We start from the raw sequence: 25,114 nt of genomic DNA on the forward strand, positions 1-25,114 counted from the left end.
CATGCTCGACCCATGAATGGCCAAGCGGAATCGGAAGCACCGGAGTCGGGAAGCGGACCGGCGACGGAGCGCCCGGCTGCGGCGCTGGTCCGTGAGGTCCTGGCGGCCCTGCCCGGCTCGGTGGTCCTCCTCGAACCGGAGTACGGGCCGCACGGCGAGGTCGCGGACTTCCGGCTGGTGGCGGCCGCGCCCGGGACGGTCGACATCGCCGGGCGCGGCGGACCGGAACTGCTGGGGCGCAGCCTGCGGGGCGCGTACCCGGGCATCGAGGCCACCGACCTGTGGCACGGCTACCTCGGAGCGCTGGAGACCGGGACCGCCCACGAGGGGGAGCTGGAGTACCGGGAGCGCGCCGCCGGGATCCCGCACCGCTCCCGCTACCGGGTGCGCGCGGTGCGCTGCCAGGGCGGACTGGTCGTCTCCTGGGAGCGCCTGGACTCCGGCGAGCGCGAGCAGCGCCGCCTGGCGCTCATGCAGAGCCTGGGGCGGATGGGCTGGGTGGACCGCGATCTGGTCCGCGGGGAGGTCACCTGGTCCGACGAGGTCTACTCGATCTTCGAGCGGGACCGGTCGCTGGGCCCGATGACGCTGGAGGAGCTCTCCGCCCACGCCGAGGACGAGGACCGCCCCGCGGTGGAGAACGCGGTCCGGGGCCTCCTGAAGAGCGGCGAGCCGATGGACCGGGCCTTCCGCCTGCGCCTGCCCGGCCAGGAGGTCCGCCACGTACGGGTGGTCGCCGAGGCCGAGACGGACGTGCGGGGCCGGCCGGTGCGGGTGCACGGCCTCTTCCAGGACCTCACCGCCGCCAAGCACACCGAACGGCAACTGCTGGAGCAGCAGGAGGCCGCGCTCGCCCAGCAGGGCCAGCTGACCGCCGAACGCGCCCTCGCCGCCCGCCTCCAGGACACCCTCCTCCCGCTGCCCCAGCGGAAACTGGACCTGCCCGGCCTCACCGTCGACGTCGCCTACCGGCCGCTGCAGGAGGGGCTCGGCCTCGGCGGCGACTGGTACAGCGCCATCGAACTGCCCGACAGCAGCGCGCTGCTCGTCGTCGGCGACGTCGCCGGCCACGGCCTGGACGCGGTCGCCACCATGGCCCTGCTGCGCTTCACCGCCAAGGGCATGGCCATCACCGGCACCCCCCTGCCAGACGTGCTCACCAACCTGAACACCCTGCTGCTGCACACCCCCGAGCGCGACGGCGACACCGCCACCATGATCATGGCCCTCTACCGGCCCGAGACCTCCCACCTCACCTGGGTGCGGGCCGGACACCCGCCGCCCCTGCTGGTGCGCGACGGCCGGGCCCGCTTCCTGCCCTCCCCGCGCGGCATCCTGCTCGGCGCGACCGCCACGCCCCACTACGAGGCGTCCACCGTCGAACTGCTGCCCGGCGACCACCTGCTGCTCTACACCGACGGCCTGGTCGAGCAGCCGGGCGAATCCATCGACGAGGGCCTGGCCCGCCTGGCCGACACCGCCCTCGTCCACGCCGACAGCCCCCGCTTCCTGGACGACGTGGTGCGGGAACTCGTCGCCCCGCACAACCGCCGCGACGACATCTGCGCCCTGCACATCAGCCGCTGACGGGCCCGCCGGCCGCCGCCCGGACGGCCTCGCCCACCAGGCCCGGCGAGCCGCGCCAGGGGGCGCCGTGGCCGGGGAGCACCCAGGACGCGGACAGGCCGGCGATCCGGTCGAGGGAGGCGAGCGCCAGGGCCGGGTCGTCGGAGAAGGGCGCGGGCTGGAGTCCGGTGCGCCCGGTCAGGACGTGGCGGGTGGTCAGCGCGTCCCCGACGGCGACCGCGTCGGCGAGCGGGACGTGCACGGCCACGCTCCCCGGGGAGTGCCCCGGCATGCCCACGATCACCGGGCTGCCGGGCAGGTCCAGCACGTCGCCGTCGCCGACCTCGGTGACTTCGCGGACGTGGCGGGGGCGCAGCACGCCCTTCCGCAGGGAGTAGCCGAAGAAGCCGAGCGTCGGGCCCGGACGCAGGGGGCCGACCGCGACCCTGGGCTTCTCGCCGGTGCGGGCGCGGACGGCGTCGTCGGCGTGCACGAACACCGGTACGCCGTGGGCGGCGCGCAGGCGTTCGGCGAAACCGATGTGGTCGGGGTCGCCGTGGGTCACCACGATCCCGCGGACGTCGTCGACGGACTTGCCCAGGGCGTCGAGTTCGCGCCGCAGGTCCCGCCAGTGGCCGGGCAGTCCGGCGTCGATGAGCGTGATGCCCTCGGCGGTGTCGATGAGGTAGCAGGAGACGATGTCGTTCCCGAGGCGGTGCAGGTGGGGCGCGAGTTTCACGGGGGCTTCCTTCGGGGGACCGGGACCGGGGGCGGAGGCGGGACGGGGGCTAGGCCAGCAGGCCATGCAGCGCGGTGATGACCTCGCGACCGGTGGGGTCGGTGAAATCGCGCACCATGCTCGTGACGAAGGCCGGCACCGAGGTCACGGTGCCGCCGGCCGCCCGGATCTGGTCGAAGGCCGCGTTCTCCGTGCGCTCCGACATGCCGCCGCTCGCGTCGACCAGGACGAGCACCCGGTGGCCGTCGGCCAGGGCGTCGAGCGCGGTGTGCAGGACCACGATCTCCGAGGCCACGCCGCACAGGGCCAGGGTCGTGCGGCCGTTGGCGGCGATTTCGCGCCGCCAGGCCGCGTCGTCCCAGCAGGACGGCCCGCCGCGCACGAACGGTGCGGCGTCGGGGAGTTCGGTGATGACGCCGGGCCCGCCGGGCCGGGGGGCGGCCGACACGGTGAACGGTATCTCCAGCGCCCGCGCGATCTCGCCGAGCACTCCGGCGGAGCGCCTGATGGTCTCGGGGCTGTTCGTGCGGCTCAGGGCCACGATGCTGTCCTGCAGGTCGGCGAAGACGAGCTGCACGGTGCGGGGATCGAGCATGATTCTCCCTATGAATCGTTCAGGGTTAGAACGGTTCTGGGAAGGTAGCATGCCTCTCATGAACGACGTCAAGTGGGTCGACACCCTCAGCTTCCGGCTCGGCGTCCTGGGCGCCCTGGTCGCCGACCGGTACGCGGCAGACCTGACCGCCCACGACCTGAAGCCCAAGCACGTCGGTCTGCTGAGCGCCCTCGACGTGGCGCCGGGCGCCTCGCAGCTGGAGATCGCCAAGTTGATGCGGGTGGCGCCCAGCCTCGTGGTGACCCTGGCCGACCACCTGGAGTCCACCGGGGCGGTCGAGCGGCTGCGCGACCCGGCCGACCGCCGCCGCCAGCTCCTGTACCTCACCGACCGGGGGCGCGAGCTGCTCGCCTGGTGCACGGACCGGGCGCTCGTCCTCGACGCGGAACTCACCGCCGGCCTCACCCCCGACCAGGCGGCCGCCCTCGGCGCGGCGTTCGACCGCCTGGCGGCCGCCCACGGCCTCCCGGTGCGCGGGAGGACGCGGCGCGACCCGACCTGACGGCGCCGCCCGGCCCCGGGGAGGGGCGGAGCGGCGCCGGGCGGTACGGGTCGTGCGGGTGCTCGGGCCTGCTGCGGGTGCTCAGGCCCCCTGCGGCAGCCGGACGGTGAACGGCGCCCCGGTGCGTTCGCGCAGCTCCTCGACGCCGGTGCCGGGGGCGAGCCGGATCAGGGCCAGCCCCCGCGGGGTGACGTCGAAGACGGCCAGGTCGGTGATGACGCGCTGCACGACGCCGACGCCGGTCAGCGGCAGCGTGCAGCGCTCGACGACCTTGGGACTGCCGTCCTTGGCGTTGTGCTCGGTCAGCACGATCACCCGCGGGGTGCCCGCGACCAGGTCCATCGCCCCGCCCATCCCCTTGACCAGCTTGCCGGGGATGGTCCAGTTGGCCAGGTCGCCGTTGGCGGCGACCTGGAGCGCGCCGAGGACGGCGGTCTGCACCTTTCCGGCGCGGATCATCGCGAACGAGGTGGACGAGTCGAAGACGCTCGCCCCCGGCCGCAGCGTCACGGTCTGCTTGCCGGCGTTGATCAGGTCCGCGTCCTCCTCGCCCTCGTACGGGAACGGGCCCGTGCCCAGGATCCCGTTCTCGCTCTGCAGCGTCACCCGCACCCCGGGCGGCAGGTGGTTGGCCACCAGCGTGGGGATGCCGATCCCGAGGTTCACGTACTGGCCGTCCTGGAGCTCCTCGGCGGCGATCGCCGCCATCCGCTCGCGGGTCCACGGCATTTCAGGCCTCCTTGACTCGTACGGTGAGCTGCTCGATGTCCTTCACCCGGGGCCGCGCGGCCACCACCCGGTGCACGAACACCCCCGGCGTGACCACCAGGTCCGGGTCCAGGTACCCGTCCTCCACGACCTCCTCCGCGTCGGCCACGGTGACCGTCCCGGCGGTGGCCACCACGGGGTTGAAGTTGCGGGCCGTGAGCCGGTACGCCAGGTTGCCCTCCGCGTCGGCGCGGTGAGCGTGGACGAGCGCCAGGTCGGGCACGACGGCCCGTTCCAGCAGGTAGGTCCGCCCGTCGAACCGGGCGGTGGGCTTGCCCTCCGCGACCGGGGTGCCGACGCCGGTTGCGGTGTAGAAGGCCGGGATGCCCGCCCCGCCCGCCCGCAGGCGCTCCGCGAGGGTGCCCTGGGGCGTGAACTCCACCTCCAGCGTGCCGTCCAGGTACTGCGAGGCGAACAGCTTGTTCTCCCCCACGTAGCTGCCCACCACCTTGCGGACCTGCCGGCGCTCCAGCAGCAGGCCCAGGCCCTTGCCGTCCACGCCCATGTTGTTCGACACGATCGTCAGCCCCTGCACGCCCGAGTCGCGGACCGCCTCGATGAGGTCCAGCGGATTGCCGCTCAGGCCGAACCCGCCGACCGCGATGGTCAGGTCGTCGCGGAGCAGCCCCTCCAGTGCCGAGGACGCACTGGCGAACACTTTCGACATGCCCACTCCTTGTTCTGCCGTCCATGACGTGGACGCTCCGCAGCACCGTAGGAAGGGAGCCGTCTACCGGCAACGACCTGCGGGGAAATACCCTGTCGAGCGGCGGAACCGCTCCGATGGTGAGCGGACGCCGCGATCCTGTCCACGATGTGGAGGCCCCCATGGAAGGCGCCCAGGCGATCAGCAGGGCCGCGACACTGCTGCGCGTCGTCAGCGCGGCGGCGGACGGCGTGACCACCGCGCAGGCCGCGCAGCGGGCCGGGACGGCCCGGACCACGGCCCACCGGATCCTGTCCTCGCTGCAGGAGGCCGGACTGCTGGACCGGGACCGGGCCACCGGCACCTGGCACCCGGGCCCCGAGATGTTCCTGATGGGCACGCTGGCCGCCCGCCGCTACGACTTCGTCGAGACCGCCCGGCCCGCCGTCCGGGCCCTGGCCGACGAGACCGGGGAGAGCGCGTTCCTCTCGCTGCGCCGGGGGGACGAGAGCGTCTGCGTCCTGCGGGAGGAGGGCAGCTTCCCGCTGCGCTCCTTCGTGCTCCAGGAAGGCACCCGCTTCCCGCTCGGCGTCGCCTCCGGCGGGCTCGCCCTGCTCTCCTTCCTCCCGGACCAGGAGGCCGAGGACTACCTCGCGCGCGCCGACCTCGTCCCGCAGTGGGGCGAGGCGCACAGCGCCGAACGCGTCCGCGAGCGCGTCCGGCTGACCCGCACCGCCGGCTACGCGACGAACCCGGCCCTCGTCCTGGAAGGCAGTTGGGGGATGGCCGCCACCGTCTTCGACCAGCACGGCCGACCGGCGTGGGCCGTCAGCATCACCGGCGTCGAGACCCGCTTCCGCCCCGAACGGCGGCCCCAAATGGGGCAGTTGCTGCTCAGGACGGCCCACCGGCTCAGCACCCGCAACCGGCTCCCGCAGCACGGCGGGGGCCGGCCCGTCCCGGGAACGGGGTGAACGGCGCCGCGCTCCGGGAGGCGACGGGCCCCGCCGCTACCCGGGCGGTCAGTCGGAGGCGGTCAGTTCGGCGCGGAGTACGTGCTCGGTGACCTTCCCCGAGGGGGTGCGCGGCAGTTCGGGGCGCAGGGCCGGTTCGCGCGGGATCCCGTAGCGGGCGATCCGGGGTTCCAGCCAGGCGCGGAGGCCCGCCAGGTCGAACGCGGAGCCCTCGCGGGCGACCACGACGGCGACCACCGTCTCGCCCCACTGCGGGTGCGGGCGGCCGACGACGGCGACGTCCAGGACGTCCGGGTGTCCGCGCAGGGCGCCCTCGACCTCCGGGGAGGAGACGTTCCCGCCGCCGGCGACGATCACGTCCTTGATCCGGTCGACGACGGTGACGAAGCCGTCCGCGTCGATCCGGCCGAGGTCGCCGCTGCGGTACCAGTCGCCCGCGAAGACCTCGGCGGCGGCCGCCTCGTCGTCCAGGCAGTCGACCATCCGGGTGTCCGAGCGCAGCCAGATCTCGCCGCTCTCCCCGGCCGGGGCGTCGGTGCCGTGTGCCGATCTCGGCGTCGACGACGGCCGTCCCGGCCCCGCGGTGGGCGAGTGGGCGGGCCATCTCGGCGGTCCGCAGCCCGTGGTTGACCGGCACCAGCACCGCCCCCGCGTACCAGGCCCCGAACTCGCCGTACCTCCAGCGTTGTTCGCGGTGGACGACGGCCTCCTCGTCGCCGGCCGAGCGAACCGCGCCGTCCAGCAGGGCGCTGGGGTGCGTCACGTCCTCCTGACGTGCCGGACCCGTGGGGAGGCCCCGCGAGGTCCTTGGCGGGAAGCTGTGAATGATGCTTCACTTCTTCCATGGCCTACCGCAAGACCCCAGCCGAAATCCGCCGGCTCACCACCGCCAAGGAGCGCCTGGTGGCCCGCGCCACCGAGGTCGTCGCGGAAGTGGGTTGGTCACAGGCGTCGGTGACGGCCGTCGCCGACGCCGCCGGGATCGCCGCCGGCTCGGTGTACCAGCACTTCCCGTCCAAGGCGGCGCTCGCCGTCGAGGTGTTCCGGCGCGCCGCCGGACGCGAGGTGGAGGTGCTCGGCGAGGTGCTGCACGGCCCCGGCGGGCCGGTGGAGCGGCTGAGCCGGGGCGTCGAGGTGTTCGCCCGCCGGGCCCTGGAGAACCGCGGCCTGGCCTACGCCCTGCTCGCCGCCCCCGCCGAACCCGCCGTCGGTGCCGAACGGCTCGCCTTCCGCCGCCGCTACCGCGCCCTGTTCGCCGAGGTGGTGCGCGAGGGCGTCGAGTCGGGCGCGCTGCCCGCGCAGAACGGCGAGATCACCGCCGCCGCGCTCACCGGGGCGATCGGCGAAGTCCTGGTCGACCCGCTCGGCGGCCCCGAGGACGGCGCCGCCGAGGCCCTGCTCGCCGACCTCACCGCCATGGCACTGCGCTGCGCGGGCGCCCCGACCGCCTGAGCGCCGACCGCCCGAGCGCCGACCGCCCGAGCCCCCGTCCCCGATTCCGCCGGACACCCCCACCCCCTGGAGCCTCCGTGACCGTCAGCCACCCCACCGCCGTCACCCACCGAGTCACCAACCAGGCACCGCCGTTGACCGGCCACGACGTCGCCGAGGACGTCGTCCTGCTGGAGGGCCTCGACCGCGAGGGCGCCGGCTGGCACCGCGAGGAACTGCACCGGCTCGGCCGCCTGGCCGGCAGCGAGCAGGCCCAGCGGTGGGCCGACCAGGCCAACCGGCACGAACCCGAGCTGCGCACCCACGACCGCTTCGGCAACCGGATCGACGAGGTCGAGTTCCACCCCGCCTACCACCACCTGATGGACCTCTCGGTCGGCGCGGGCCTGGCCGGCGCCGCCTGGGCCGACCCCCGTCCCGGCGCCCACGTCGCCCGGGCCGCCGGCTTCATGGTCGCCACCACCCTGGAGCCCGGACACCTCTGCCCGGTCTCCATGACGTACGCCGTCGTCCCGGCGCTGCGGCACGCCCCCGAGCTGGCCGCCGCGTACGAGCCGCTGCTCACCAGCCGCGCCTACGACCCCGGCCTGCGCGCCCCGGCGGGCAAGCGCGGCCTGCTGGCCGGCATGGGGATGACCGAGAAGCAGGGCGGCAGCGACGTCCGCGCCAACACCACCACGGCGGCCCGGCAGCCGGACGGCAGCTGGCGGTTGCGCGGCCACAAGTGGTTCACCAGCGCGCCGATGAACGACCTGTTCCTGGTCCTCGCCCAGGCGCCCGGCGGCCTGTCCTGCTTCCTCGTGCCGCGGGTGCTGCCCGACGGCAGCCGCAACACCTTCCGGATCCAGCGCCTCAAGGACAAGCTCGGCAACCGCGCCAACGCCAGCAGTGAACCCGAGTTCGACGACACGGTGGCCTGGCTGGTCGGCCCCGAGGGCAAGGGCGTGCGCACCATCATCGAGATGGTCACCATGACCCGGCTGGACTGCGTCCTGGGCTCCGCCGCCGGCACCCGCGCCGCGCTCGCCCAGGCCGCCCACCACGCCCGCCACCGCGCCGCCTTCGGCGCGCTGCTGATCGACCAGCCGCTGATGCGCAACGTCCTCGCCGACCTGGCGCTCGAATCGGAGGCCGCCACCACCGTCGCCCTGCGGCTGGCGGGCGCCGCCGACCGCGCCCGGCACGGCGACCCGGGCGAACGGGCCTTCCTGCGGATCGCCACCGCCGTCGCCAAGTACTGGGTGTGCAAGCGCCAGCCCGCCGCCGTCGCCGAAGCGCTGGAGTGCCTCGGCGGCAACGGCTACGACGAGGCCTCCGGCCTGCCCCGGCTCTACCGCGAGGCCCCGCTCAACAGCATCTGGGAGGGCTCCGGCAACGTCACCGCCCTCGACCTGCAGCGCGCCCTGGCCCGCGAACCCGAGGCGCTGGACGCCTTCGCCGCCGAGATCGACCTCGCCGCGGGCGCCGACGCGCGCCTCGACGCCGCCTGGCGCGAACTGCGCGCGGAACTGCGCCCCACCGAGGACGCCCAGCTGCGTGCCCGCCGGGTCGTCGAACGCGCCGCGCTCGTCCTCCAGGGCTCGCTGCTGGTCCGGCACGCCCCCGCCGCCGTCGCCGACGCGTTCTGCGCCTCCCGGCTGGCCGGTGACCGGGGCCTGGCCTTCGGCACCCTGGCCCCGGCCACCGACTTCGCCGCGCTGCTCGACCGCCTGCCGGGGGCCTGAGGCCACCTATCTCCCGGCCGGGCCGTCCCCCGCCGGGCCGTCTCCGGCCGGGCCGTCCCCCGCCAGGCCGTAGACCCGGGCCGCGGTGCCGCCGAACACGGCGCCGCGCTCGGGGCCGGACAGCCCGGCGGTGAGCTCCTCGGCGGCGGACACCACCTCGGCGTAGTCGGCGGCCAGCAGGCACACCGGCCAGTCCGAGCCGAACATCAGGCGCTCGGGGCCGAAGCACTCAAGGGCGGCCTCCGCGCAGGGCCGCAGGTCCGCGGTCGTCCAGCCGCGCCGGTCGGCCTCGGTGACCAGGCCGGAGAGCTTGCCGCGGGTGTTGGGCCGGGCGGCGAACGCGCGCAGCGACCCGGCCCACGCCGCCAGGCCGCCGACGGCGATCGGCGGCTTGCCCAAGTGGTCGAGGACGAAGGTCAGTTGGGGCAGCCGGGCGGCGGCCCCGGTGGCGGCGGCCAGCTGGTGCGGCCGGACGACCAGGTCGTAGGCGAGGCCCGCGTCGGCGACCGCCGCCAGGCCGCGCAGCACGTCGGGACGGAGCAGCCACTGCGGGTCGGGCTCCGACTGCACCTGGTGGCGGACGCCCACCAGCCGCTCCCCGCCCGGGAGTTCACGCAGCTCGGCGAGCGCGTCGGCGACACCGGGCGAGGTCAGGTCGGTCCAGCCGACCACGCCCCGCACCAGCGGATCGGCCGCCGCGACGGCGAGCAGTTCGGGCGTCTCGTCGGCCACGGTGACGGTCTGCACCAGCACCGTGCCGGCGATCCCGGCCGCCGCGGCCTGCGGGCGCAGCTCGTCGACGGTGAACGGCCGCCGCAGCGGGGCGAGTTCGGGCTCGTCCAGCCAGTCGTGGGCGCGGGCGGCCGGGTCCCACAGGTGGTGGTGGGCGTCGATGCGCGGCGCCGCCGCCAACGCACCGCCGGCGGAGGGCGGTTCGGTCGTCGGGTCGGTCGTCGGGTCGGTCATCGCGGTGGACTCCCGGTGGGGTTGGGCGTCAAGTACCGGCACTGCCAGGGGTGTCGGACGCGGCGGGGCGGGCCAGGGCGGCGCCCGCGTCGCCCAGGGTGTCGCGCAGCCACCGTTCGACGCCGCAGACGTGCACCAGGGCCAGCGCCCGGGCGAGTTCGGCGTCCCGGTGGGCGAGCGCGGAGTGGATCGCCCGGTGCTGCTCGCGGGTGCGGGCGACGGCGCCCTCCTCGGTCAGGCCGCGCCAGATCCGGGCCCGGGTGGTGGGCGCGGAGATCCCGTCGAGCAGCGAGACCAGCACGGGGTTGCCGGAGCCGACGGCGATCAGGCGGTGGAACTCCAGGTCGTTGGCCAGGAGTTCGTCCAGGGTGGCGTCGTCGGGCAGCGCGGCGAGCAGCTCGCCGAGGGCGGCGACCTGGGCGTCGGGCATGGCGCGCGCGGCCAGCGCGGTGGCCCCGGGTTCGAGGATCCGGCGCACCTCCAGGAAGTGCAGGACGGTGTCGTCGCGGTGGAAGTCGACCACGAACGCCAGGGTGTCCAGCAGGAGTTCGGGCTCCAGGCTGGTGACGTAGGTGCCGTCGCCCTGGCGGACGTCCAGCACCCGGATCAGCGACAGCGCCTTGACCGCCTCGCGCAGCGAGTTGCGGGACAGGCCCAGGCGCTCGGCCAGGTCCGCCTCCTTCGGCAGCCTGGCGCCGGGGGCGAGCTCGCCGCCGAGGATCATCTCCTTGATCCGCACGATGGCCTCGTCGGTGACTGGCACTGGTCCGCAGCTCCTCGGGGTGATCGGATCTCTCAGGATAGTCAGCCGGGGGCCGGAGCCGCGGACGTCGGCGCGGGGGCCGGGGGAGCGGGCGTCGGCGCGGCCTCGGGGAGCAGGCCGCGCCCCTTCAGCTCCGCCCACAACCCGGCCGGCACCGACCGGGCGGCCCACTCGGCGGCGTCCCGGGCCTGTTCGGGGCTGCGGACGCCGACCAGGACGGAGACCACGGCCGGGTGGGCGGACGGGAACTGCAGGGCGGCGGCCCGCAGCGGGACGCCGTGGCGCTCGCACACCTCCCGCAGGGCCAGGGCGCGGGCGAGGAGCTCGGGCGGCGCGGGGGCGTAGTCGTAGGGCGCGCCGGGCCGCGGGTCGGCCAGCAGGCCGGAGTTGAAGACGCCCGCGTTGATGACGGCCACGCCGCGCTCGTGGGCGAGCGGCAGCAGCTCGTCCAGGCCGGACCGGTCGAGCAGGGTGTAGCGGCCGGCCAGCAGCACGGCGTCGATGTCGGTGTCGCGGACGAACCGGGCGGGCAGGGCGGCCTGGTTCATGCCGATGCCGATGGCGCCGATCACCCCCTCGGCGCGCAGCCGCTCCAGCGCCGGGTACGCCTGGCCGAGGGCCTGGTCGGCGTGGTCGTCGGGGTCGTGCAGGTGGACGAGGTCGATCCGGTCCGCACCGAGGCGCTCCAGGCTGGCTTCGAGCGAGCGGCGCACCCCGTCGGCGGTGAAGTCCCAGACCCGGCGGTGAGTGGCGGGAACGGCGAACTCCCGGTCGCTGCCCGGCCGTTCGTCGGGAACGAGCAGGCGGCCGACCTTGGTGGCGAGGGTGTAGGCGGCGCGCGGGTAGGAACGCAGGGCGGCGCCCAGGCGGCGCTCGGACAGGCCGAGGCCGTAGTGCGGCGCGGTGTCGAAGTGCCGGTAGCCGCACTCCCAGGCGGCGTGCACGGTGGCTTCGGCCCGGGCGTCGGTGACGGCGGTGAACAGGTTGCCGAGGCCCGCCGCGCCGAAGGACAGCGGGCTGACGGGCACGCCGGAGCGGCCCAGGGTGCGGCTCACGCGGCGGCCTCCGGAAGGGGGCGCGGCCGCAGGCCCTGCATGCCGCCGTCGACGGCCAGCGCGGTGCCGGTGGTGGAGGCGGCGGCGGGCGAGGCCAGGTAGGCGACGGCGGCGGCGACCTCCTCGGCGGACACCAGGCGCCCGGTGGGCTGGCGGGCGCTGAGCGCGGCGCGTTCGGCGGCCGGGTCGTCGGCGGCGTCCAGCAGCCGGCCGACCCAGGGGGTGTCCACCGTGCCGGGGTTGACGCAGTTGACCCGGATGCCCTCGCGGACGTGGTCGGCGGCCATGGCGAGGGTCAGCGAGAGCACCGCGCCCTTGCTCGCCGCGTACAGGGCGCGCTGCGGCAGCCCGGCGGTGGCGGCGATCGAGCAGGTGTTGACGACCGCCGCGCACCCGGAGCGGCGCAGGTGCGGGAGGGCGGCGCGGGTGGTGCGGACGATGCCGAGCACGTTGACGTCCAGCACCCGGTGCCACTGCTCGTCGTCGTTGTCGGCGACGGTGCCGGCCGCGCCGATCCCGGCGTTGTTGACCAGCACGTCGATCCCGCCGAGCGCCTCGGCGGCGGCGCCGACGGCCGCGCGGACGGAGGCGTCGTCGGCGACGTCGGCGGTGAACCCCCTGAGCGGGGACGGGAGTCCGCCGGGGCGCAGGTCGAGGACGGCGACGTCGGCCCCGCGCCCGGCGAGCAGCCGGGCGGTGGCCAGCCCGATGCCGGAGGCACCGCCGGTGACGACGGCGCGCAGCCCCTGGAAGTCCGTCATGCGGCCGGCTCCTTCGCCCAGTAGGTCCCGTGGGGGTAGCGGTAGGTGTCGATCGAGGCCCGGTGCATGGCGGCGGAGAAGCCGGGCGCGGTGGGCGCCGCGTAGTGGCCGCCCGCGACCACCACCGGGTCGGTGAAGTGCTGGTGCAGGTGGTCGACGTACTCGATGGCGCGGTCCTCGACCGTCCCCGACAGCGCGACGTAGTCGAACATCGAGAGGTGCTGGACGAGTTCGCACAGGCCCACGCCGCCCGCGTGCGGGCAGACCGGGACGCCGAACTCGGCCGCCAGCAGCAGGATCGCCAGGTTCTCGTTGACGCCGCCGACCCGGGCCGCGTCCAGTTGCAGCACGTCGATCGCCCCGGCCTGGAGCAGCTGCTTGAACACGATCCGGTTCTGCACGTGCTCGCCGGTGGCGACCTTCACCGGCGCGACGGCCCGGCGCACGGCCGCGTGGCCCAGCACGTCGTCCGGGCTGGTGGGCTCCTCGATCCAGTACGGGTCGAAGGCGGCCAGCGCGTTGGTCCACTCGATCGCCTCGGCCACGTCCCAGCGCTGATTGGCGTCGATCGCGATCCGGACGCGGGGGCCGACGGCGGCACGGGCGGTGCGGCAGCGGCGGACGTCGTCGGCGAGGTCCGCGCCGACCTTCAGCTTGATCTGGGTGAAGCCGTCCGCGACGGCCGCCTTCGCCAGCCGGGTCAGCTTCGCGTCGTCGTAGCCGAGCCAGCCCGGCGAGGTGGTGTACGCCGGATAGCCGCGCCTGAGCAGCTCCGCCGTCCGCCCGGCCGCGCCCCGGCGGCCCGCGCGCAGCAGTTCCAGCGCCCGTCCGGGGGTGAGTGCGTCGGTCAGGTAGCGGAAGTCGACCTGGGAGACCAGCCATTCGGGGTCGGCGTCCGCCAGCAGGCGCCACAGCGGCTTGCCCTCGCGCTTGGCCGCCAAGTCCCACACCGCGTTCAGGACGGCGCCGATCGCCATGTGCATCACGCCCTTCTCCGGGCCCAGCCAGCGCAGTTGGCTGTCGCCGACCAGGATCCGGGAGAGCGCGCCGGGGTCGGCGCACAGCTCGGCGACCGGCCGTCCGAGCACGTGCGCGCGCAGCGCGTCGATCGCGGCGACCTGCACGTCGTTGCCGCGCCCGATGGTGAAGGTGAACCCGTGGCCCTCCAGGCCGTCCCCGGCGTCGGTGCGCAGCACCAGGTAGGCCGCCGAGTAGTCCGGGTCGGGGTTCATCGCGTCCGAGCCGTCCAGCTCGCGCGAGGTCGGGAAGCGCACGTCGTAGGTGTCGAGCGCGGTGATCCGCGCCGCGGCGGCGTTCACGCGTCGACGAAGGTCTGGCGCTGGGTGCCCAGGCCGTCGACGGACAGCTCGACCACGTCCCCCGCCCGCAGGTACGGCGCGTCCGGCAGGCCGAGCGCGACACCCGCCGGGGTGCCGGTGTTGATCACGTCACCGGGGTTGAGCACCATGTACTGGCTCAGGTACCGGACGAGGTACGGCACGTCGAAGACCATCTCCTTGGTGTCGCCGTCCTGCCGCAGTTCGCCGTTGACCGACAGCCGCAGCCCGAGCGCCTGCGGGTCGCCGACCTCCTCCGGCGTCACCAGCCACGGCCCCAGCGGGTTGAAGGTCTCGCAGGACTTGCCGAGGTCCCACTGCGCGGAGAACTCCAACTGGAACTCCCGCTCCGAGACGTCGTTGCTGATCGCGTACCCGGCCACGCAGGCCGCCGCCTGCTCCGGCGTCTCCAGGTAGCGGGCCCGCCGCCCGATCACCACCGCCAACTCCACCTCCCAGTCGGTCTTCACCGAACCGCGCGGGATCAGCACCTCGTCGTACGGGCCGACCACCGTGGCCGGGTCCTTCATGAACACCACCGGCCGGGTCGGGATCGCCGCGCCCGTCTCCGCCGCGTGGTCGCGGTAGTTGAGCCCGATGCACACCACCTTCCCCGGCCGCGCCACCGGCGCCCCGACCCGCACCCCGGCCACGTCCACCGGCGGCAGCGACCCCTCGGCCAGCGCCGCGCGCACCCGCTCGACGCCGCCGCCGGCCAGGAACGCCCCGTCGATGTCGCCGGTCAGGCCGGTCAGCAGGCGGGCGGTGCCGTCCTCGGCGAGCACCGCCGGCACCTCCTCGCCGGGCGCGCCGATGCGCAGCAGCTTCATGGGTCCTCCTGTGACTGGGGTCGCCGGGCCGTGGTCGGGCCTGGAACGGGGGCGGGACGAGACTAGGCCGCCGCCCCCGATCCGGGCAAGGAGTCATCCGATGTATTTCTCGAACGGCGGGCTAGATTGGCTGGTTGTGGCGCAACCCCCTGATCCCCTGTGATCAGTCATCGGATGGATTGGGGTCGGTGGTGCGGCGCGGGGTGGTCAGTACCAGCAGGCCGCCGAGGACGGCGAGGGCAGCGAGGACGGCGGCGAAGACCGTGGTGCCGGTGGGCAGGCCCGCCGCGTCGCTGAGGTAGCCGGCGGAGACCGGGAGCAGGCCAGCCGGGACGTAGCCGCCGACGTTGAGGGCGGCGTTGGCCTCGGCCAGGCGCTGCGGGGCGATGGTCGAGTTGAGCAGGGACAGGCCGCCGAGCTGGCCCAGCCCCTGGCCCACGCCGGCCAGCAGGGCGGCGGCGAGCAGGGCGGCGGCCGACCCGGAGTGCACGGCGGCGGCCAGCGCGAGCATGCTCAGGGCGGTGCCCGTCGCGCCGGCCGCCAGGACGGTCCGGCGCGCCAGCCGCCGGACGGCGAACTGCACGCCGGTGGCGGTGAGGAACATCGCGAAGGCCATCGCGCCCGCCACGATCCGGCTGGTGGTGCCGAGCAGGCCGGACAGCAGCGACGGACCGAGCGAGAGCACGAACGAGGTGGCGGTGATGCCGGGCGCGAACACCGCGACGCCCAGGGCGAGTTGACGCCCGCGCCCGCTCGGGACGCCCGGCACCCGGACCCAGCCGCCGCGCCCGTCGTGCCCGTCGCGTTCGCCGTGTTCGCCGCGTTCACCCGGCCTGCCGCCGCTGCCGCCGCTGTCGCTGCCCCCGTCGCCACCCCCGGGGCGCGGCAGCGGCATCCGCAGCACCGCCGACACGGCCAGGGCCAGCAGCACGGCCTCGACGGCGAACACGGTGGCCGTCGGCCCCGGGGCCAGTTCGGAGAGCACCCCGGCCAGCAGCGGGCCGAGCCCGGCACCGAAGACCATCGCGCAGGAGGCCAGCAGCGCGGCCGTCCGCCTGCGTTCCGGCCCGGCCACGTCGGTGACCGCCGCCATGCCGGCCGAGACCACCGCACCCACCGCGACGCCGGTGAACAGCCGTGCCACGATCAGCGCGGCCACGCTGCCCGCCGTCCCGAACACCAGGCAGGCGGCCAGCGCCAGCCCCAGTGCCGGGAGCAGCACCGGCTTGCGGCCGATCCGGTCGGAGAGCGCGCCGGAGACCAGCAGTGAGCCGATCAGCCCGGCGATGTAGCAGGCGAACACCACCGTCAGGGTGCCCTTGGAGAAGCCGATGTCGCGCTGCCACAGCACGTACAGCGGCGTCGCCGCGTTCGACAGCACGAAGACGGCGGTGATCGGCCAGGCCGCCAGCCACACCCACCGCAGCGGGACGGCGTCCGCCCCGGGACCGGTGCCGGGCCTGCCCCCGGTCCTGCGCGGAGCGCTGCACGGAGCCCTGCGTGGAGCCCCGTCGACGGCCCTGCTCGCGGAGCTGGTTCCGGTTCCGGACATGGGAGTCCCCCTGATCTGCCAGTCGGCTCTCGTCAGTACGAGTCGAGTCGAACTTAGCATCCAGTACGATTCGATTCGTACTGAACGGGACGCAGTGCACGAGGAGACGAGGAAACGCCCATGCCCGCCGCCGTCAAGGTCCTTCCGGAACCGCCCGGCCTGCCCGAGCCGCTCCCCGAACCGTCCGTCGAGGAGCTGCGGCTGGAGGAGGTGATGGGCGCGCTCAGCTCCTCGCTGCGGCTGACCATCGTCCGCAAACTCCTGCTGGAGTCCGAGGAGTTCGACCACCCCTGCCAGTGGTTCGGGCTGGGGCGGCCCAAGTCCTCGCTCACCCACCACTTCAAGGCGCTGCGCGAGGCCGGCGTGACCCGCCAGCGGCAGTACGGCCTCGAACGCCGCAGCCAGGTCCGGGTCGAGGACCTGAACGCGCGCTTCCCCGGCCTGCTCGACCTCGTCGCCGCCTGGAGCCCAGAGGTCTGAGCCCCGAGGTCTGAGCCCCGAGGTCTGAGCCCCGAAGCGTGCGGCCCCGGCGTCTGAGCCCCGGAGTCTGAGCCCCGGAGTCTGGGGTCGGGCCGGTCGGGGAGTCGGCCGGGCCGAAGGATCCCGACGTGCGCGAACGTTCGGGACGGGGCAGAGGCATAACCGGCCGCACCGGACGGACACGGGGCCCGGCCAGGAGGATGCCCCCTCCTGGCCGGACCCCGTGCCCGCCCGGTGCGGTGGTCGGTCAGCTGATGGTGCGGCAGACCGTCCCGTTCAGGCGGAAGACCGTGGGGGACGGGTTGGCGCCGTTGTTGTTGCCGACGAACCCGAAGTCGGCCGAGTTGCCGCCGTTCGGCACCAGGTGGCCGTTGTACTCGCCGTTGGTGACCCGGACGTGCTGCCCGCTCGCGTCGACGTTCGCGTTCCACCACGAGCCGACGGACTGCCCGGTGGAGGGCCAGTCGAAGTCCAGCGTCCAGCCGTCGAGGTTCGCCGGGCCGAGGTTGCTCACGACCACGCTGGCGACGAAGCCGTTGCCCCAGCCCGCCGTGACCTGGTACGAGACGGTGCAGGTGCTGTCACCGGGGGTGCCGGTGGTGAAGGTCAGCGGGGCGGACGGGCGGGAGAGGTGCCCGGCCTGGTCGCGGGCCAGCACGTTGACGGTGTGCCGGGAGCCCGGCGGCAGGTTGTAGAGGGTGGCGGAGGTGCCGGTGGAGGAGCCGAGCAACTGCACGGTGGTGCCGAGCTGCTCGTACACCTCGTAGCGGTCCACCGTGCCGGTGGCGGCCGGCCAGCTCAGCGCGACGGTGTTGGCGCCTACCGAGGTGGTGCGCGGCGTGCCGGGGGCGCCGACGGCGGCCGAGGACGGGCCGGTGCCGGGCTTCGGGTGCACGGTCAGCACGGTGATCGAGTACGGGGCCAGGGTCGCCGAGGAGGCGGTGGCGGTGCCGGCCGCGTCGACCAGCCCGTTGTCGCCGGGCGCCCAGCGCTGGACGGCGGGGGCCGAGCCGCCGGCGGTGAAGCCCAGGTAGCGCAGGTCCACGGTGTGCGAGGTGCTGGAACTCCTGTTCAGCAGCAGGACGCTGAGGTCGCCGTTGGCGCGCAGCACCGCGTGCGAGGAGACCTCGGAGCCGGAGGCGGAGGAGGCCAGCATGGTGTCGCCCGGGTCGCTGAGCGCGCCCAGCGCCTTGATGCCGTAGTACGGCGCGAACGGGGTGTTCACGGCCGGTTCGCAGACGTCGCCGTTGCAGCCGCCGCTGGACAGCAGGCCCATGTCGCCGTAGTCGGTCTCGCCGTTGACGGTGGTGATCGGGCCGACGCCGTTGTGGGTGTCCCACCAGTCGACGGTGAAGACGCCGTTCTCCAGCGCGGTGATCATCGCCTCCGCCGCGAACAGGCCGTTCGGACGGCTGGTCAGCGAGCCGTTGCCGGACTCGGAGTTGACCTCGGTCATCGCGATGCCGATGCCCGCCGAGTCGGCGCCCGCGTACCGGTCCAGCAGGTTGCGCACCTCGCGCAGCTCGCCCGGCAGTTGGCGCACGGCGGCCAGCGACTGGTCGCCGCCGCCCGCGTTCGGGTACCAGTGGACGCTGACGAAGTCGATGTCGTGGGCGACCGCGGCCAGCACGGTGTGGTTCCAGTCGCCGCTGTCGCCCGCCGCCACGATGCCGTCCGGCCAGTTGCCCGGCATGGTCAGCACCGCGCCGATCTTGACCGTCGGGTCCACCGCCTTCATCGCCGCCGCGTACGCCTTGACCTCCCGGGCGTACTGGTCGGGCGACTTGTCGGCGTGGGTGTCGTTCTCCCAGCCGCTGCCGTAGACGCCGTTGCCGTAGATCTCGTTGCCGATCTCCCAGTACTTCGCCCCGTAGCCCTTGGTGACGTTGGCGTACCGCACCCAGTCGGCGGCCTCCTGGGCGGTGCCGGAGCCGTAGTTGGCGATCAGGATCGGCTGCGAGCCGGACGCCTTCACCGTCCCCATGAAGGCGTCGAAGTCGGTGCCCGGGGCGACGTAGCCGCCCGGCGCGGTGTTGTCGACCCAGTGGTAGATGTCCGAGTACGAGCCCCCGGGGTAGCGCAGCGCGCCGACCCCGGCGTCCCGGTACAGCGACACCACCTGGGAGTCGTTCATGTGCGAGTCCCAGATCGCGGCGTTGACGCCGAGCGCGGTGGAGCCGACGGTGCCCAGGCCCGCGCTCGCGTTGACCGTCACCGTGGTGTCCCCGGCGGGGGCCGGGGCGGCGGCGGAGGCGACGGGGGCGGACAGCGGCAGTGCGGCGGCCGCCAGTGCGAGGGCGGCCGAGGCCGTGGCCGCGAGCGGGCGGCGACGGCGGGGTCCGGTTGGTCTGCTGCGGAACAGCATGGGGTGGTTCCTCCCGGGTGGGGGTGCGGGTGGGTGCGGTGCGGGTGCGGGTGCGGGCGGGGGATGGGAGCGCTCCCATGGTGGGAAGGGGCCCGGAGCGTGTCAATCCTCCGGTCCGGCCCGACCCCCCGCCCGCCGCGATCCGCCCAGCTCCGGGCGCACCGGCCCGCTGAAACGTTCGCGCCCGCCGCCCTCGCCTCCAGCTCCCGCTCAAGCGCGCGGGCAAGGGCCGCGCGGTCGGCTGCGGCGCCTTCCTCCTCCCGCTCGCCGTCACCCTGCCGCCCTCGGTCCTCGCGGATGGCTCGCCGAGATGTACATCTGTTACATTTGCTACATGAGTGAGCCCATGATCGAGTCCATGGCCGAGGTCCGCAGCCACCTCGCCGACGTCATCGACCGGGCGCGCCGCGAGGAGACTCCTACGATCATCACCCGCCGGGGCAGGCAGGAGGCCGTGGTGATCGACATCGAGGAGTACCAGCGCCTTCGCCGGATAGCGGACGCCGCCGAGGAGGCGTGGTTGAACCGACTGGCCGACGAGTCGGAGGCGGAAGGCCTGCAGGGATCCGTCTCCCTGGAGGAGATGGCTGCTCTCCTCCAGGGCGAGGAGAGCTGACGTCCGGTGGGTCACGTCACGCGCTTCACCGCGCGCGCACAGCGGGACTTGCTGAAGATCGAGCGTTCCGACGCTCTGCGCATCCTGCGCCGGCTCGCCGAACTGCAGCGGGCGATGGACGACGGCGACACGACGGCGCTCGACGTGAAGGCGCTCCAGGGGCACGCGGCCCGGTGGCGTCTCAGGATCGGTGACTACCGAGTGGTCTACACCGTGGAGAACGGTCAGTTGATCATCTGGGTTCTGGGGGTGGGCCACCGCGGCGAAATCTACCGCCGGATCCCCTGACGGGCCGTTCGTCACCCGCGATTCGCCGGGACGGTCAGCGGCCAGGACTCGAGGTCGCGGTAGCGCAGCGGTTCGGGCCCGCGGACGGCGTTGCTGCCGACCAGGTGCAGGCGGGGCGTCCACCAGGGGCGGCCGGTGAAACCGGCCAGGGTGGCGGCGCCGGCGGGGACGCCGGTGGGGTCGTCGCGGCGGGCCCGGGCCAGGGTCAGGTGGGGGTGCAGCGGGCGGTCGCGGTAGTCGAGGCCCTGCGCCCGGACCAGGGCGCGGACCTCGGCGGCCAGCCGGTGCAGGCCGTCCACGTCCCCGCGGACGCCGCTCCACAGCAGCCGTCCGTCGAAGTGCCCGCCGCCGTGCAGCCCCAGCCGCAGGGCGGGCTGCCCGGCGGCCCGGTCGGCCAGCGCCGCGCGCAGCGGCGGTACGGCCGGGTACGGGAGCTCGCCGAGGAAGGCCAGCGTGATGTGCCAGTCCTCGATCCGGTTCCAGCGCAGTCGGGGGTGCGCGTCGTACGCGGGCCGCAGGGCGCGGGCCAGCTCGTCCTTGGCCTCGTCGGGCGGGGCCAGCGCCACGAAGACGCGCAGGGCGGCGGGCGCGGGGTGATCGTCCACCAGGGATTTCTAGCACCCGCACGGCCCGGCGCGTCCGGTCGCCGGCTCAGGCGCGGGTGAGGGCGATGGTCCGTGGGCGCTGCGGGCGGGGGCCGGCGCCGACTTCCAGGACGAGCGTGCCGGTCTTGGCCCGGTAGTTCGCCCGGATGGTCGTCGGGGTACTTCTCGCGGCCCCGGAGGACCCGGCTGAAGGCGGCCGAGGCGTCACCCGCGACGGTGTCCGGCGCTCCGGTGGCGGTGCCGCCGTTCCCGTGGTCGAAGCTGCCCGTCCAGGTGCCGGTCCCGGTGACGTCGAGGGTGCCGTGCGCGTAGTGGCCGTGGTGGACGACGACACGGTCATCCGGGAAGGACTGCCGCACCTGCGGCTGTTCATCGGCGAGAAGACCGACGAGGAGCGCACGGCGGTGGTCACCGCGGAGTTCGCGGACTTCCTGCGCGACCGTCCGCCGGCCGACCTGGAACGCGAACCGGGCCTCGGACCGGGCGACTTGCTCGACCACCGGCGGATCGGCTGGGGCCCTCGGGGCGCCCGGTCCCCGGACCGGGGTACGCGAACGGCCCGCGCCGGTCGACAATGTGCCGGTACGCACGGTGGAGGGGACGGGGAGACAGTGGATTTCGTGGCGATCGTCGGCAGTCTGCGGGCGGGCTCGCTCAACCGGCAGGTGGCGCTCGGCGCCGCCGACCTGTGCGGGCCCGGCACCACGCTCACCCTCTACGAGGGCCTGGCCGACCTGCCCTACTTCGAGCACGACGTCGAGGTGGTCGCCCCGCCCGCCCCCGTCCTCGCCCTCCGCGCCCGGCTGGCCGCCGCCGACGCCGTGCTGATCACCTGTCCCGAGTACGCGGCGGGCATGTCGGGCGTTCTGAAGAACGCCCTCGAATGGGTGGTCGGCGGTGGCGAGCTCGTGGACAAGCCGGTCGCCGTGGTCACCGCCTCGCCCGCCACCACCGGCGGCGAGCGCGCCCGCGCCTGGACCACCGAGACCCTCCGGATGATGGGCGCGGACGTGCTCCCCGAATCCATGTCCGTCCCGCTGGCCGGCACCAAGCTCAAGGACGGCCGGATCCGCGACGAGACGCTGCGCGCGCGACTCGGGGGAGTGCTGGCGGCGATGGAGGCGGCCGCCGTCCGCCGGGCCGCGGAACGGGAGGACTGACCCCGGGCCGCGGGATCGGACGTCCGGGGGACGGCGGGTCGCGGACTGCGGTAGCTTCAGGCGCCGGAAGCCGCGGGGACCTCCGACGGGCTACGGCCCCGAGAGATCCGGAGTGCCCGCATGAGTGCCCGTGTCGTGCCGTCCGCCGACGCCGAGACCCCGATGAGCGAGTACGAGGCCAAGGTCTGGCGTGATCTCGCCGAGCACTGGGAGCGCCGCAGCAAGCGCCGCAGCCTGCCCGGTTGGGCGAGCAGGGCGGCCGAGCGGACCGGCGCGGTCACCGGGGGCGCCGTGGGCCGGGCGGTGGGCGCCGTGCCGGAGGCGGTCAAGGAGCCGATCCGCCGGGCCGGCGACGTGATCGCCGACAAGGCGCTGCGGCCGGTGCTCGGGGCCGCGGCCTCGCTGATCGAACTGGTCAACGACTGGGCCCTGGAGCTCAACGACCCGGAGAACGTGGAGAAGCTCGCCCGCAAGCGGGGCTTCGACATCGGCGTCTTCACCGAGCTGCGGGAGCAGGACCTCAAGGTCTGCGACCGCCTGCTGTCCCACAACACGCTCACCTGGCGCACCGCCGGCGCGCTGGAGGGCGGGGCGATGGGGTTGCTGGCGATGGTCCCCGTCGCGGGCGTCCCGGTCGCCATGACGGCGGACGTCCTGGTCGTCCAGGTCCTGAGCGCGTCGATCGCGGCGCGCATCGCCTACTCCTACGGCTACGACGCCAAGGACCCGGACGAGCAGGCGTTCATCCAGCGCCTGGTGCGGCGGTCGTTCATGGCACAGGCGGCCAAGATCAAGCCGATGAACGAGGCCGCGCAGGCGGCTCGGGCGCTCAAGGGCCGCGTGCGGTGGTCGGAGAAGCTCCGCCAGGACCACCGCCTCGTCGCGGCCCTGGAGAAGCTGATGCGGCAGCTGGGCCCGGCCGGTTCCAAGGTGTCGGTCAAGAACGTCGCCAAGGTCGTGCCCTTCGTGGGCATCGTCATCGGCGCGGGCATGAACGCCGCGGTCCTCGGCCGGGTGGCCGAGGACGCCCAGCGGTACTGCCAGACCAGGTTCCTGTGCGACAGGTACGGTCTGCCGCTGCCCGCCGCGCTGCTGGCGGACCCGGAGCCGGACCCGGACGCGGACCCGGAGGCGGAGCCGGAGCCGGAGCCGGAGCCGGACGCGGTGCTGCAGGACGTGGCCGGGTGAGGACCGGGCACTGACGGACCCCGGGGAGCCCCGGGGGATCAGACGGCGGGAGGCCGGTCGACGGGCAGCTCGTCGACGCGGGCGAAGGCGTAGCCGCGGGCGGTGAGGCCCTCGATGATGCCGGGGAGGGCGGCGGCGGTCTGGGAGCGGTCGCCGCCGCCGTCGTGGAGGAGGACGACCGCGCCGGGGCGGGCCTGGTCGAGGACGGCCCGGGTGATGGCGTCGGGGCCGGGCATGGACCAGTCGCAGGGCTCGACGTCCCACAGGACGACGGTGGCGCCGGACTCGCCGATCCAGCGCAGGACTTCGGGGGTGCGGCCGCCGTAGGGCGGGCGGAACATCCGGGGGCCCGGGTCGTCGCCGACGGCCTTGGCGATGGCCTCGTCGGTGCGGCCGAGCTGGTCGAGGAGTTCGGTGCGGGACAGGTCGGGCAGGTACGGGTGGGACCAGGTGTGGTTGGCGATCTGGTGGCCGGCGGCGGCCATCCGGTCGAGTTCGGCGCGGTGGGCGAGGGCGTGCAGGCCGACGCAGAAGAAGGTGGCGGGCACCGCGTAGCGGTCGAGGACGTCCAGGATCCGGTCGGTGTGGGGCGGGTTGGGGCCGTCGTCGAAGGTGAGCGCGACCACCGGGCGGTCGCCGGTGTTGCCCCACAGGCAGCGGCCGGAGCGGATCATCGACTCCAGTTCGGCGGCGCTGGAGTCGATGGCGGCGACCATCTCGGCGGAGCGGCCGCCCAGCGTCCCGGTGTCGATGCCGAGCCGAACGACCGAGGCCGGGTCGCGGACCGCCGAGCGGGCCAGTTCCGCGGCCGGGACGGAGCCGAACGCGGGGCGGGCCGGCAGGACCCACGGGTCGGCCCGGTACACGGCCAGTCCGGCGGCCATCAGGCCGCCGTCCAGCATGCCGTTGGTGGAGTCGATGACGGCCGCCAGTTCCTCGCCGACGGCCGCGGCCTCCCGCCGCAGGCCGAGCAGGTGCGCGGTGACCGCGCCGACCTGCCCGGCCGCGAAGCGGACCGGGGACGCGGCCGACCGGCCCGCCGCGTCCAAGGCGGCCACCTCGAAGCCGGAACCCGTCCAGGCAACTCCCGAGAAACGCATCGCGTGGTCCTCCGCGGCCGGTCGCGGCCCGACCGCCGCGAGAACGGTCAGGAAGCTTTCCGAACAGACCGAGACCGGTCAACCCTCGTGACCGAAAAGGGGATCGATGGCGTACCGGCGATCCTGACGGCTCGTCAGTGCTCGATGTCGGCGCGCATCAGGAGGAACTGCTCGGCGGCGTCCGCCGGGGCGGTGGCCGGGAACAGCGCGGCGCCGGCGGTGGAGCGGTCGACCCAGCCGCACAGGGTGTCGGAGCCGAGCGGGAAGCACTCCAGGTTGCCGCCGAGCGGCCCGGCGTCGTACTGGGCGGAGCCGCCGGGGCCGCCGGCGGTGTCCCGGCCGTTCGCGTAGTCGATCAGGCCGTGCCACAGGTGCTCGCGGCGCTTGCTCGGGTCCTCCGGCACGTTGTCGACCCCGACGAACAGCACCGGCCGCGCCGAGACCCCGCCCGTCCGGACGTAGTTGGCCTCCACCAGGTTCATCCCGGCGCGCATCTCGCCCGGGTCCACCGGCACGTCGCTCAGCTGTGCGCTCCCGGTGCCCCGTGCCAGTCCGCCGGCCGTGGAGGCCTCGGTCAGGGTGTGCTTGGCGCCGGTGCGGACGGGAGAGACGGGGGCGGCGCCGGTCGACTCCGGCGCCGCGGGCGAGGACTTCGGCGCCGCGGGCGAGGACTTCGGCGCGGCCGGGGCGGACGGGGTCGCGGTCGGGGCGGGCGAGGTCGCGGCCGGGGCCGCCGTGCCGCCGTCCTCGCTCCCCTCCGGGTCGCAGGCGGCGAGTGCGAGCGTCGCGGCCAGTGCGGCGGCGGCGAACAGGGCGCGAGCGGCGAGCGGCTGACGTCCGGTCATGGTGGTGGTTCTCCCGAGTGCGTGGCGTGGCGTGACGTGGCGAGGCGGTGCGGGCGAGGCGCCGGGCTCGCGCGGCGGTACGGGGCGGGACGCTACGGGGGCCGCCGGAGGGCCGGAGGTGAAGACGCCGATTCCGGACCGCATCGGGACCGGACGGTGACACGCCGCCGGTCCCGGTGCGGTCGGACGAAGGGGCAGGGGGAGCGGGGGGAGCGG

General features: G+C 74.7%; 25 protein-coding genes and 1 pseudogene. 10 read left to right on the top strand and 16 right to left on the bottom strand.

The window, feature by feature from the left end:
* Positions 1–12 precede the first annotated feature (12 nt).
* On the top strand, positions 13–1,587 hold the full coding sequence (locus tag OO48_RS01000) for a PP2C family protein-serine/threonine phosphatase (protein ID WP_081951835.1): 1,575 nt from the start codon (positions 13–15) through the stop codon (positions 1,585–1,587).
* Here the strand turns inward: OO48_RS01000 and OO48_RS01005 are convergent.
* Both OO48_RS01005 and OO48_RS01010 read right to left on the bottom strand, forming a co-directional pair.
* Positions 1,577–2,305 carry an MBL fold metallo-hydrolase gene (locus OO48_RS01005; protein ID WP_033211767.1) on the bottom strand — a complete coding sequence of 243 codons (729 nt, stop codon included), beginning with the start codon at positions 2,303–2,305 and terminating at the stop codon, positions 1,577–1,579. The two genes, OO48_RS01000 and OO48_RS01005, sit on opposite strands and share 11 nt — an antisense overlap.
* 49 nt (positions 2,306–2,354) lie before the next feature.
* Positions 2,355–2,900, bottom strand: coding sequence for an isochorismatase family protein (locus OO48_RS01010; RefSeq protein WP_033211769.1), 546 nt, complete (start codon positions 2,898–2,900; stop codon positions 2,355–2,357).
* 58 nt (positions 2,901–2,958) lie between these two features.
* Here OO48_RS01010 and OO48_RS01015 point away from each other — a divergent pair, with 58 nt between their 5' ends.
* On the top strand, positions 2,959–3,423 hold the full coding sequence (locus OO48_RS01015; protein WP_245194472.1) for a MarR family winged helix-turn-helix transcriptional regulator: 465 nt from the start codon (positions 2,959–2,961) through the stop codon (positions 3,421–3,423).
* Positions 3,424–3,504: 81 nt separating this feature from the next.
* On the opposite strand, the gene OO48_RS01020 is transcribed toward OO48_RS01015, so the two are convergent.
* Together OO48_RS01020 and OO48_RS01025 are read right to left on the bottom strand one after the other, a co-directional pair.
* Complete coding sequence (locus tag OO48_RS01020; protein WP_033211773.1) at positions 3,505–4,152, bottom strand: CoA transferase subunit B; 648 nt, start codon at positions 4,150–4,152, stop codon at positions 3,505–3,507.
* A gap of 1 nt (position 4,153) precedes the next feature.
* On the bottom strand, positions 4,154–4,858 hold the full coding sequence (locus OO48_RS01025) for a CoA transferase subunit A (protein WP_033211775.1): 705 nt from the start codon (positions 4,856–4,858) through the stop codon (positions 4,154–4,156).
* 161 nt (positions 4,859–5,019) lie between these two features.
* Between OO48_RS01025 and OO48_RS01030 the strand changes: the two genes are divergently transcribed.
* Positions 5,020–5,811: an IclR family transcriptional regulator gene (locus OO48_RS01030; RefSeq protein WP_033211777.1), complete on the top strand. Its 792-nt coding sequence runs from the start codon at positions 5,020–5,022 to the stop codon at positions 5,809–5,811.
* Positions 5,812–5,859: 48 nt separating this feature from the next.
* On the opposite strand, the pseudogene OO48_RS01035 reads toward OO48_RS01030, so the two are convergent.
* A pseudogene (locus OO48_RS01035) lies at positions 5,860–6,351 on the bottom strand (AMP-binding enzyme); the annotation flags it as partial.
* A gap of 303 nt (positions 6,352–6,654) precedes the next feature.
* Between OO48_RS01035 and OO48_RS01040 the strand changes: the two are divergent.
* Positions 6,655–7,263 carry a TetR/AcrR family transcriptional regulator gene (locus OO48_RS01040; RefSeq protein WP_033211778.1) on the top strand — a complete coding sequence of 203 codons (609 nt, stop codon included), beginning with the start codon at positions 6,655–6,657 and terminating at the stop codon, positions 7,261–7,263.
* A 77-nt stretch (positions 7,264–7,340) separates the two neighbouring features.
* Positions 7,341–8,987, top strand: coding sequence for an acyl-CoA dehydrogenase family protein (locus OO48_RS01045; protein WP_033211779.1), 1,647 nt, complete (start codon positions 7,341–7,343; stop codon positions 8,985–8,987).
* Positions 8,988–8,993: 6 nt separating this feature from the next.
* Here the strand turns inward: OO48_RS01045 and OO48_RS01050 are convergent, their stop codons facing one another.
* From OO48_RS01050 to OO48_RS01080, 7 genes are all read right to left on the bottom strand, one after another.
* Entirely contained in the window at positions 8,994–9,953 is a 960-nt protein-coding gene (locus tag OO48_RS01050) for an amidohydrolase family protein (RefSeq protein WP_081951836.1), read from the bottom strand.
* A 28-nt stretch (positions 9,954–9,981) separates the two neighbouring features.
* Entirely contained in the window at positions 9,982–10,716 is a 735-nt protein-coding gene (locus OO48_RS01055; RefSeq protein WP_033211780.1) for a FadR/GntR family transcriptional regulator, read from the bottom strand.
* Positions 10,717–10,757: 41 nt separating this feature from the next.
* A complete protein-coding gene (locus OO48_RS01060) occupies positions 10,758–11,771 on the bottom strand; it encodes an aldo/keto reductase (RefSeq protein ID WP_033211782.1) in 1,014 nt (337 codons plus the stop codon).
* The gene (locus OO48_RS01065; RefSeq protein WP_033211784.1) at positions 11,768–12,532 is read right to left on the bottom strand and encodes an SDR family NAD(P)-dependent oxidoreductase; all 765 of its coding nucleotides are present in this window, start codon (positions 12,530–12,532) and stop codon (positions 11,768–11,770) included. Before OO48_RS01065 ends, OO48_RS01060 begins: the two co-directional genes overlap by 4 nt.
* On the bottom strand, positions 12,529–13,851 hold the full coding sequence (locus OO48_RS01070) for an L-fuconate dehydratase (RefSeq protein WP_033211786.1): 1,323 nt from the start codon (positions 13,849–13,851) through the stop codon (positions 12,529–12,531). Before OO48_RS01070 ends, OO48_RS01065 begins: the two co-directional genes overlap by 4 nt.
* Positions 13,848–14,699, bottom strand: a complete 852-nt coding sequence (locus tag OO48_RS01075) for a fumarylacetoacetate hydrolase family protein (RefSeq protein ID WP_033211788.1) — start codon at positions 14,697–14,699, stop codon at positions 13,848–13,850. The genes OO48_RS01070 and OO48_RS01075 overlap by 4 nt, the downstream gene beginning before the upstream one ends.
* A gap of 163 nt (positions 14,700–14,862) precedes the next feature.
* Complete coding sequence (locus tag OO48_RS01080) at positions 14,863–16,251, bottom strand: MFS transporter (RefSeq protein ID WP_033211789.1); 1,389 nt, start codon at positions 16,249–16,251, stop codon at positions 14,863–14,865.
* Between the two features lie 120 nt (positions 16,252–16,371).
* On the opposite strand from OO48_RS01080, the gene OO48_RS01085 reads away from it, so the two are divergent.
* A complete protein-coding gene (locus OO48_RS01085; RefSeq protein ID WP_051731576.1) occupies positions 16,372–16,731 on the top strand; it encodes an ArsR/SmtB family transcription factor in 360 nt (119 codons plus the stop codon).
* Between the two features lie 247 nt (positions 16,732–16,978).
* On the opposite strand, the gene OO48_RS01090 is transcribed toward OO48_RS01085, so the two are convergent.
* Positions 16,979–19,096: a cellulose binding domain-containing protein gene (locus OO48_RS01090; protein WP_033211791.1), complete on the bottom strand. Its 2,118-nt coding sequence runs from the start codon at positions 19,094–19,096 to the stop codon at positions 16,979–16,981.
* 346 nt (positions 19,097–19,442) lie between these two features.
* On the opposite strand from OO48_RS01090, the gene OO48_RS01095 reads away from it, so the two are divergent.
* Positions 19,443–19,712 (top strand): type II toxin-antitoxin system Phd/YefM family antitoxin, encoded by a 270-nt coding sequence (locus OO48_RS01095; RefSeq protein ID WP_033211880.1) that lies wholly within the window; start codon positions 19,443–19,445, stop codon positions 19,710–19,712.
* Positions 19,713–19,718: 6 nt separating this feature from the next.
* The gene (locus OO48_RS01100; RefSeq protein ID WP_033211793.1) at positions 19,719–20,000 is read left to right on the top strand and encodes a type II toxin-antitoxin system RelE family toxin; all 282 of its coding nucleotides are present in this window, start codon (positions 19,719–19,721) and stop codon (positions 19,998–20,000) included.
* Positions 20,001–20,011: 11 nt separating this feature from the next.
* On the opposite strand, the gene thpR is transcribed toward OO48_RS01100, so the two are convergent.
* A complete protein-coding gene (thpR, locus tag OO48_RS01105; protein WP_033211795.1) occupies positions 20,012–20,605 on the bottom strand; it encodes an RNA 2',3'-cyclic phosphodiesterase in 594 nt (197 codons plus the stop codon).
* Positions 20,606–20,907: 302 nt separating this feature from the next.
* Between thpR and OO48_RS39150 the strand changes: the two genes are divergently transcribed.
* Both OO48_RS39150 and OO48_RS01115 read left to right on the top strand, forming a co-directional pair.
* Positions 20,908–21,765, top strand: a complete 858-nt coding sequence (locus tag OO48_RS39150) for an NADPH-dependent FMN reductase (protein ID WP_245194474.1) — start codon at positions 20,908–20,910, stop codon at positions 21,763–21,765.
* A gap of 120 nt (positions 21,766–21,885) precedes the next feature.
* Positions 21,886–22,953, top strand: coding sequence for an EcsC family protein (locus tag OO48_RS01115; protein ID WP_051731578.1), 1,068 nt, complete (start codon positions 21,886–21,888; stop codon positions 22,951–22,953).
* 38 nt (positions 22,954–22,991) lie between these two features.
* Here the strand turns inward: OO48_RS01115 and OO48_RS01120 are convergent, their stop codons facing one another.
* Positions 22,992–24,053: a polysaccharide deacetylase family protein gene (locus tag OO48_RS01120; protein ID WP_033211797.1), complete on the bottom strand. Its 1,062-nt coding sequence runs from the start codon at positions 24,051–24,053 to the stop codon at positions 22,992–22,994.
* Positions 24,054–24,187: 134 nt separating this feature from the next.
* Positions 24,188–24,898 (bottom strand): hypothetical protein, encoded by a 711-nt coding sequence (locus OO48_RS34795; RefSeq protein WP_051731579.1) that lies wholly within the window; start codon positions 24,896–24,898, stop codon positions 24,188–24,190.
* Positions 24,899–25,114: the final 216 nt, after the last annotated feature.

It is taken from the genome of Kitasatospora phosalacinea (assembly GCF_000716545.1).
GTDB lineage: Bacteria > Actinomycetota > Actinomycetes > Streptomycetales > Streptomycetaceae > Kitasatospora > Kitasatospora phosalacinea.

Coding starts and splice junctions, on each gene's coding strand:
- OO48_RS01020 (WP_033211773.1), bottom strand. CDS start 4,152: ATGCCGTGGACCCGCGAGCGGATGGCGGCGATCGCCGCCGAGGAGCTC.
- OO48_RS01015 (WP_245194472.1), top strand. CDS start 2,959: ATGAACGACGTCAAGTGGGTCGACACCCTCAGCTTCCGGCTCGGCGTC.
- OO48_RS01030 (WP_033211777.1), top strand. CDS start 5,020: ATGGAAGGCGCCCAGGCGATCAGCAGGGCCGCGACACTGCTGCGCGTC.
- OO48_RS01000 (WP_081951835.1), top strand. CDS start 13: ATGAATGGCCAAGCGGAATCGGAAGCACCGGAGTCGGGAAGCGGACCG.
- OO48_RS01080 (WP_033211789.1), bottom strand. CDS start 16,251: ATGTCCGGAACCGGAACCAGCTCCGCGAGCAGGGCCGTCGACGGGGCT.
- OO48_RS01065 (WP_033211784.1), bottom strand. CDS start 12,532: ATGACGGACTTCCAGGGGCTGCGCGCCGTCGTCACCGGCGGTGCCTCC.
- OO48_RS01050 (WP_081951836.1), bottom strand. CDS start 9,953: ATGACCGACCCGACGACCGACCCGACGACCGAACCGCCCTCCGCCGGC.
- OO48_RS01085 (WP_051731576.1), top strand. CDS start 16,372: ATGCCCGCCGCCGTCAAGGTCCTTCCGGAACCGCCCGGCCTGCCCGAG.
- OO48_RS01040 (WP_033211778.1), top strand. CDS start 6,655: ATGGCCTACCGCAAGACCCCAGCCGAAATCCGCCGGCTCACCACCGCC.
- OO48_RS01090 (WP_033211791.1), bottom strand. CDS start 19,096: ATGCTGTTCCGCAGCAGACCAACCGGACCCCGCCGTCGCCGCCCGCTC.
- OO48_RS34795 (WP_051731579.1), bottom strand. CDS start 24,898: ATGACCGGACGTCAGCCGCTCGCCGCTCGCGCCCTGTTCGCCGCCGCC.
- OO48_RS01010 (WP_033211769.1), bottom strand. CDS start 2,900: ATGCTCGATCCCCGCACCGTGCAGCTCGTCTTCGCCGACCTGCAGGAC.
- OO48_RS01095 (WP_033211880.1), top strand. CDS start 19,443: ATGATCGAGTCCATGGCCGAGGTCCGCAGCCACCTCGCCGACGTCATC.
- OO48_RS01075 (WP_033211788.1), bottom strand. CDS start 14,699: ATGAAGCTGCTGCGCATCGGCGCGCCCGGCGAGGAGGTGCCGGCGGTG.
- OO48_RS01025 (WP_033211775.1), bottom strand. CDS start 4,858: ATGTCGAAAGTGTTCGCCAGTGCGTCCTCGGCACTGGAGGGGCTGCTC.
- OO48_RS01115 (WP_051731578.1), top strand. CDS start 21,886: ATGAGTGCCCGTGTCGTGCCGTCCGCCGACGCCGAGACCCCGATGAGC.
- OO48_RS01120 (WP_033211797.1), bottom strand. CDS start 24,053: ATGCGTTTCTCGGGAGTTGCCTGGACGGGTTCCGGCTTCGAGGTGGCC.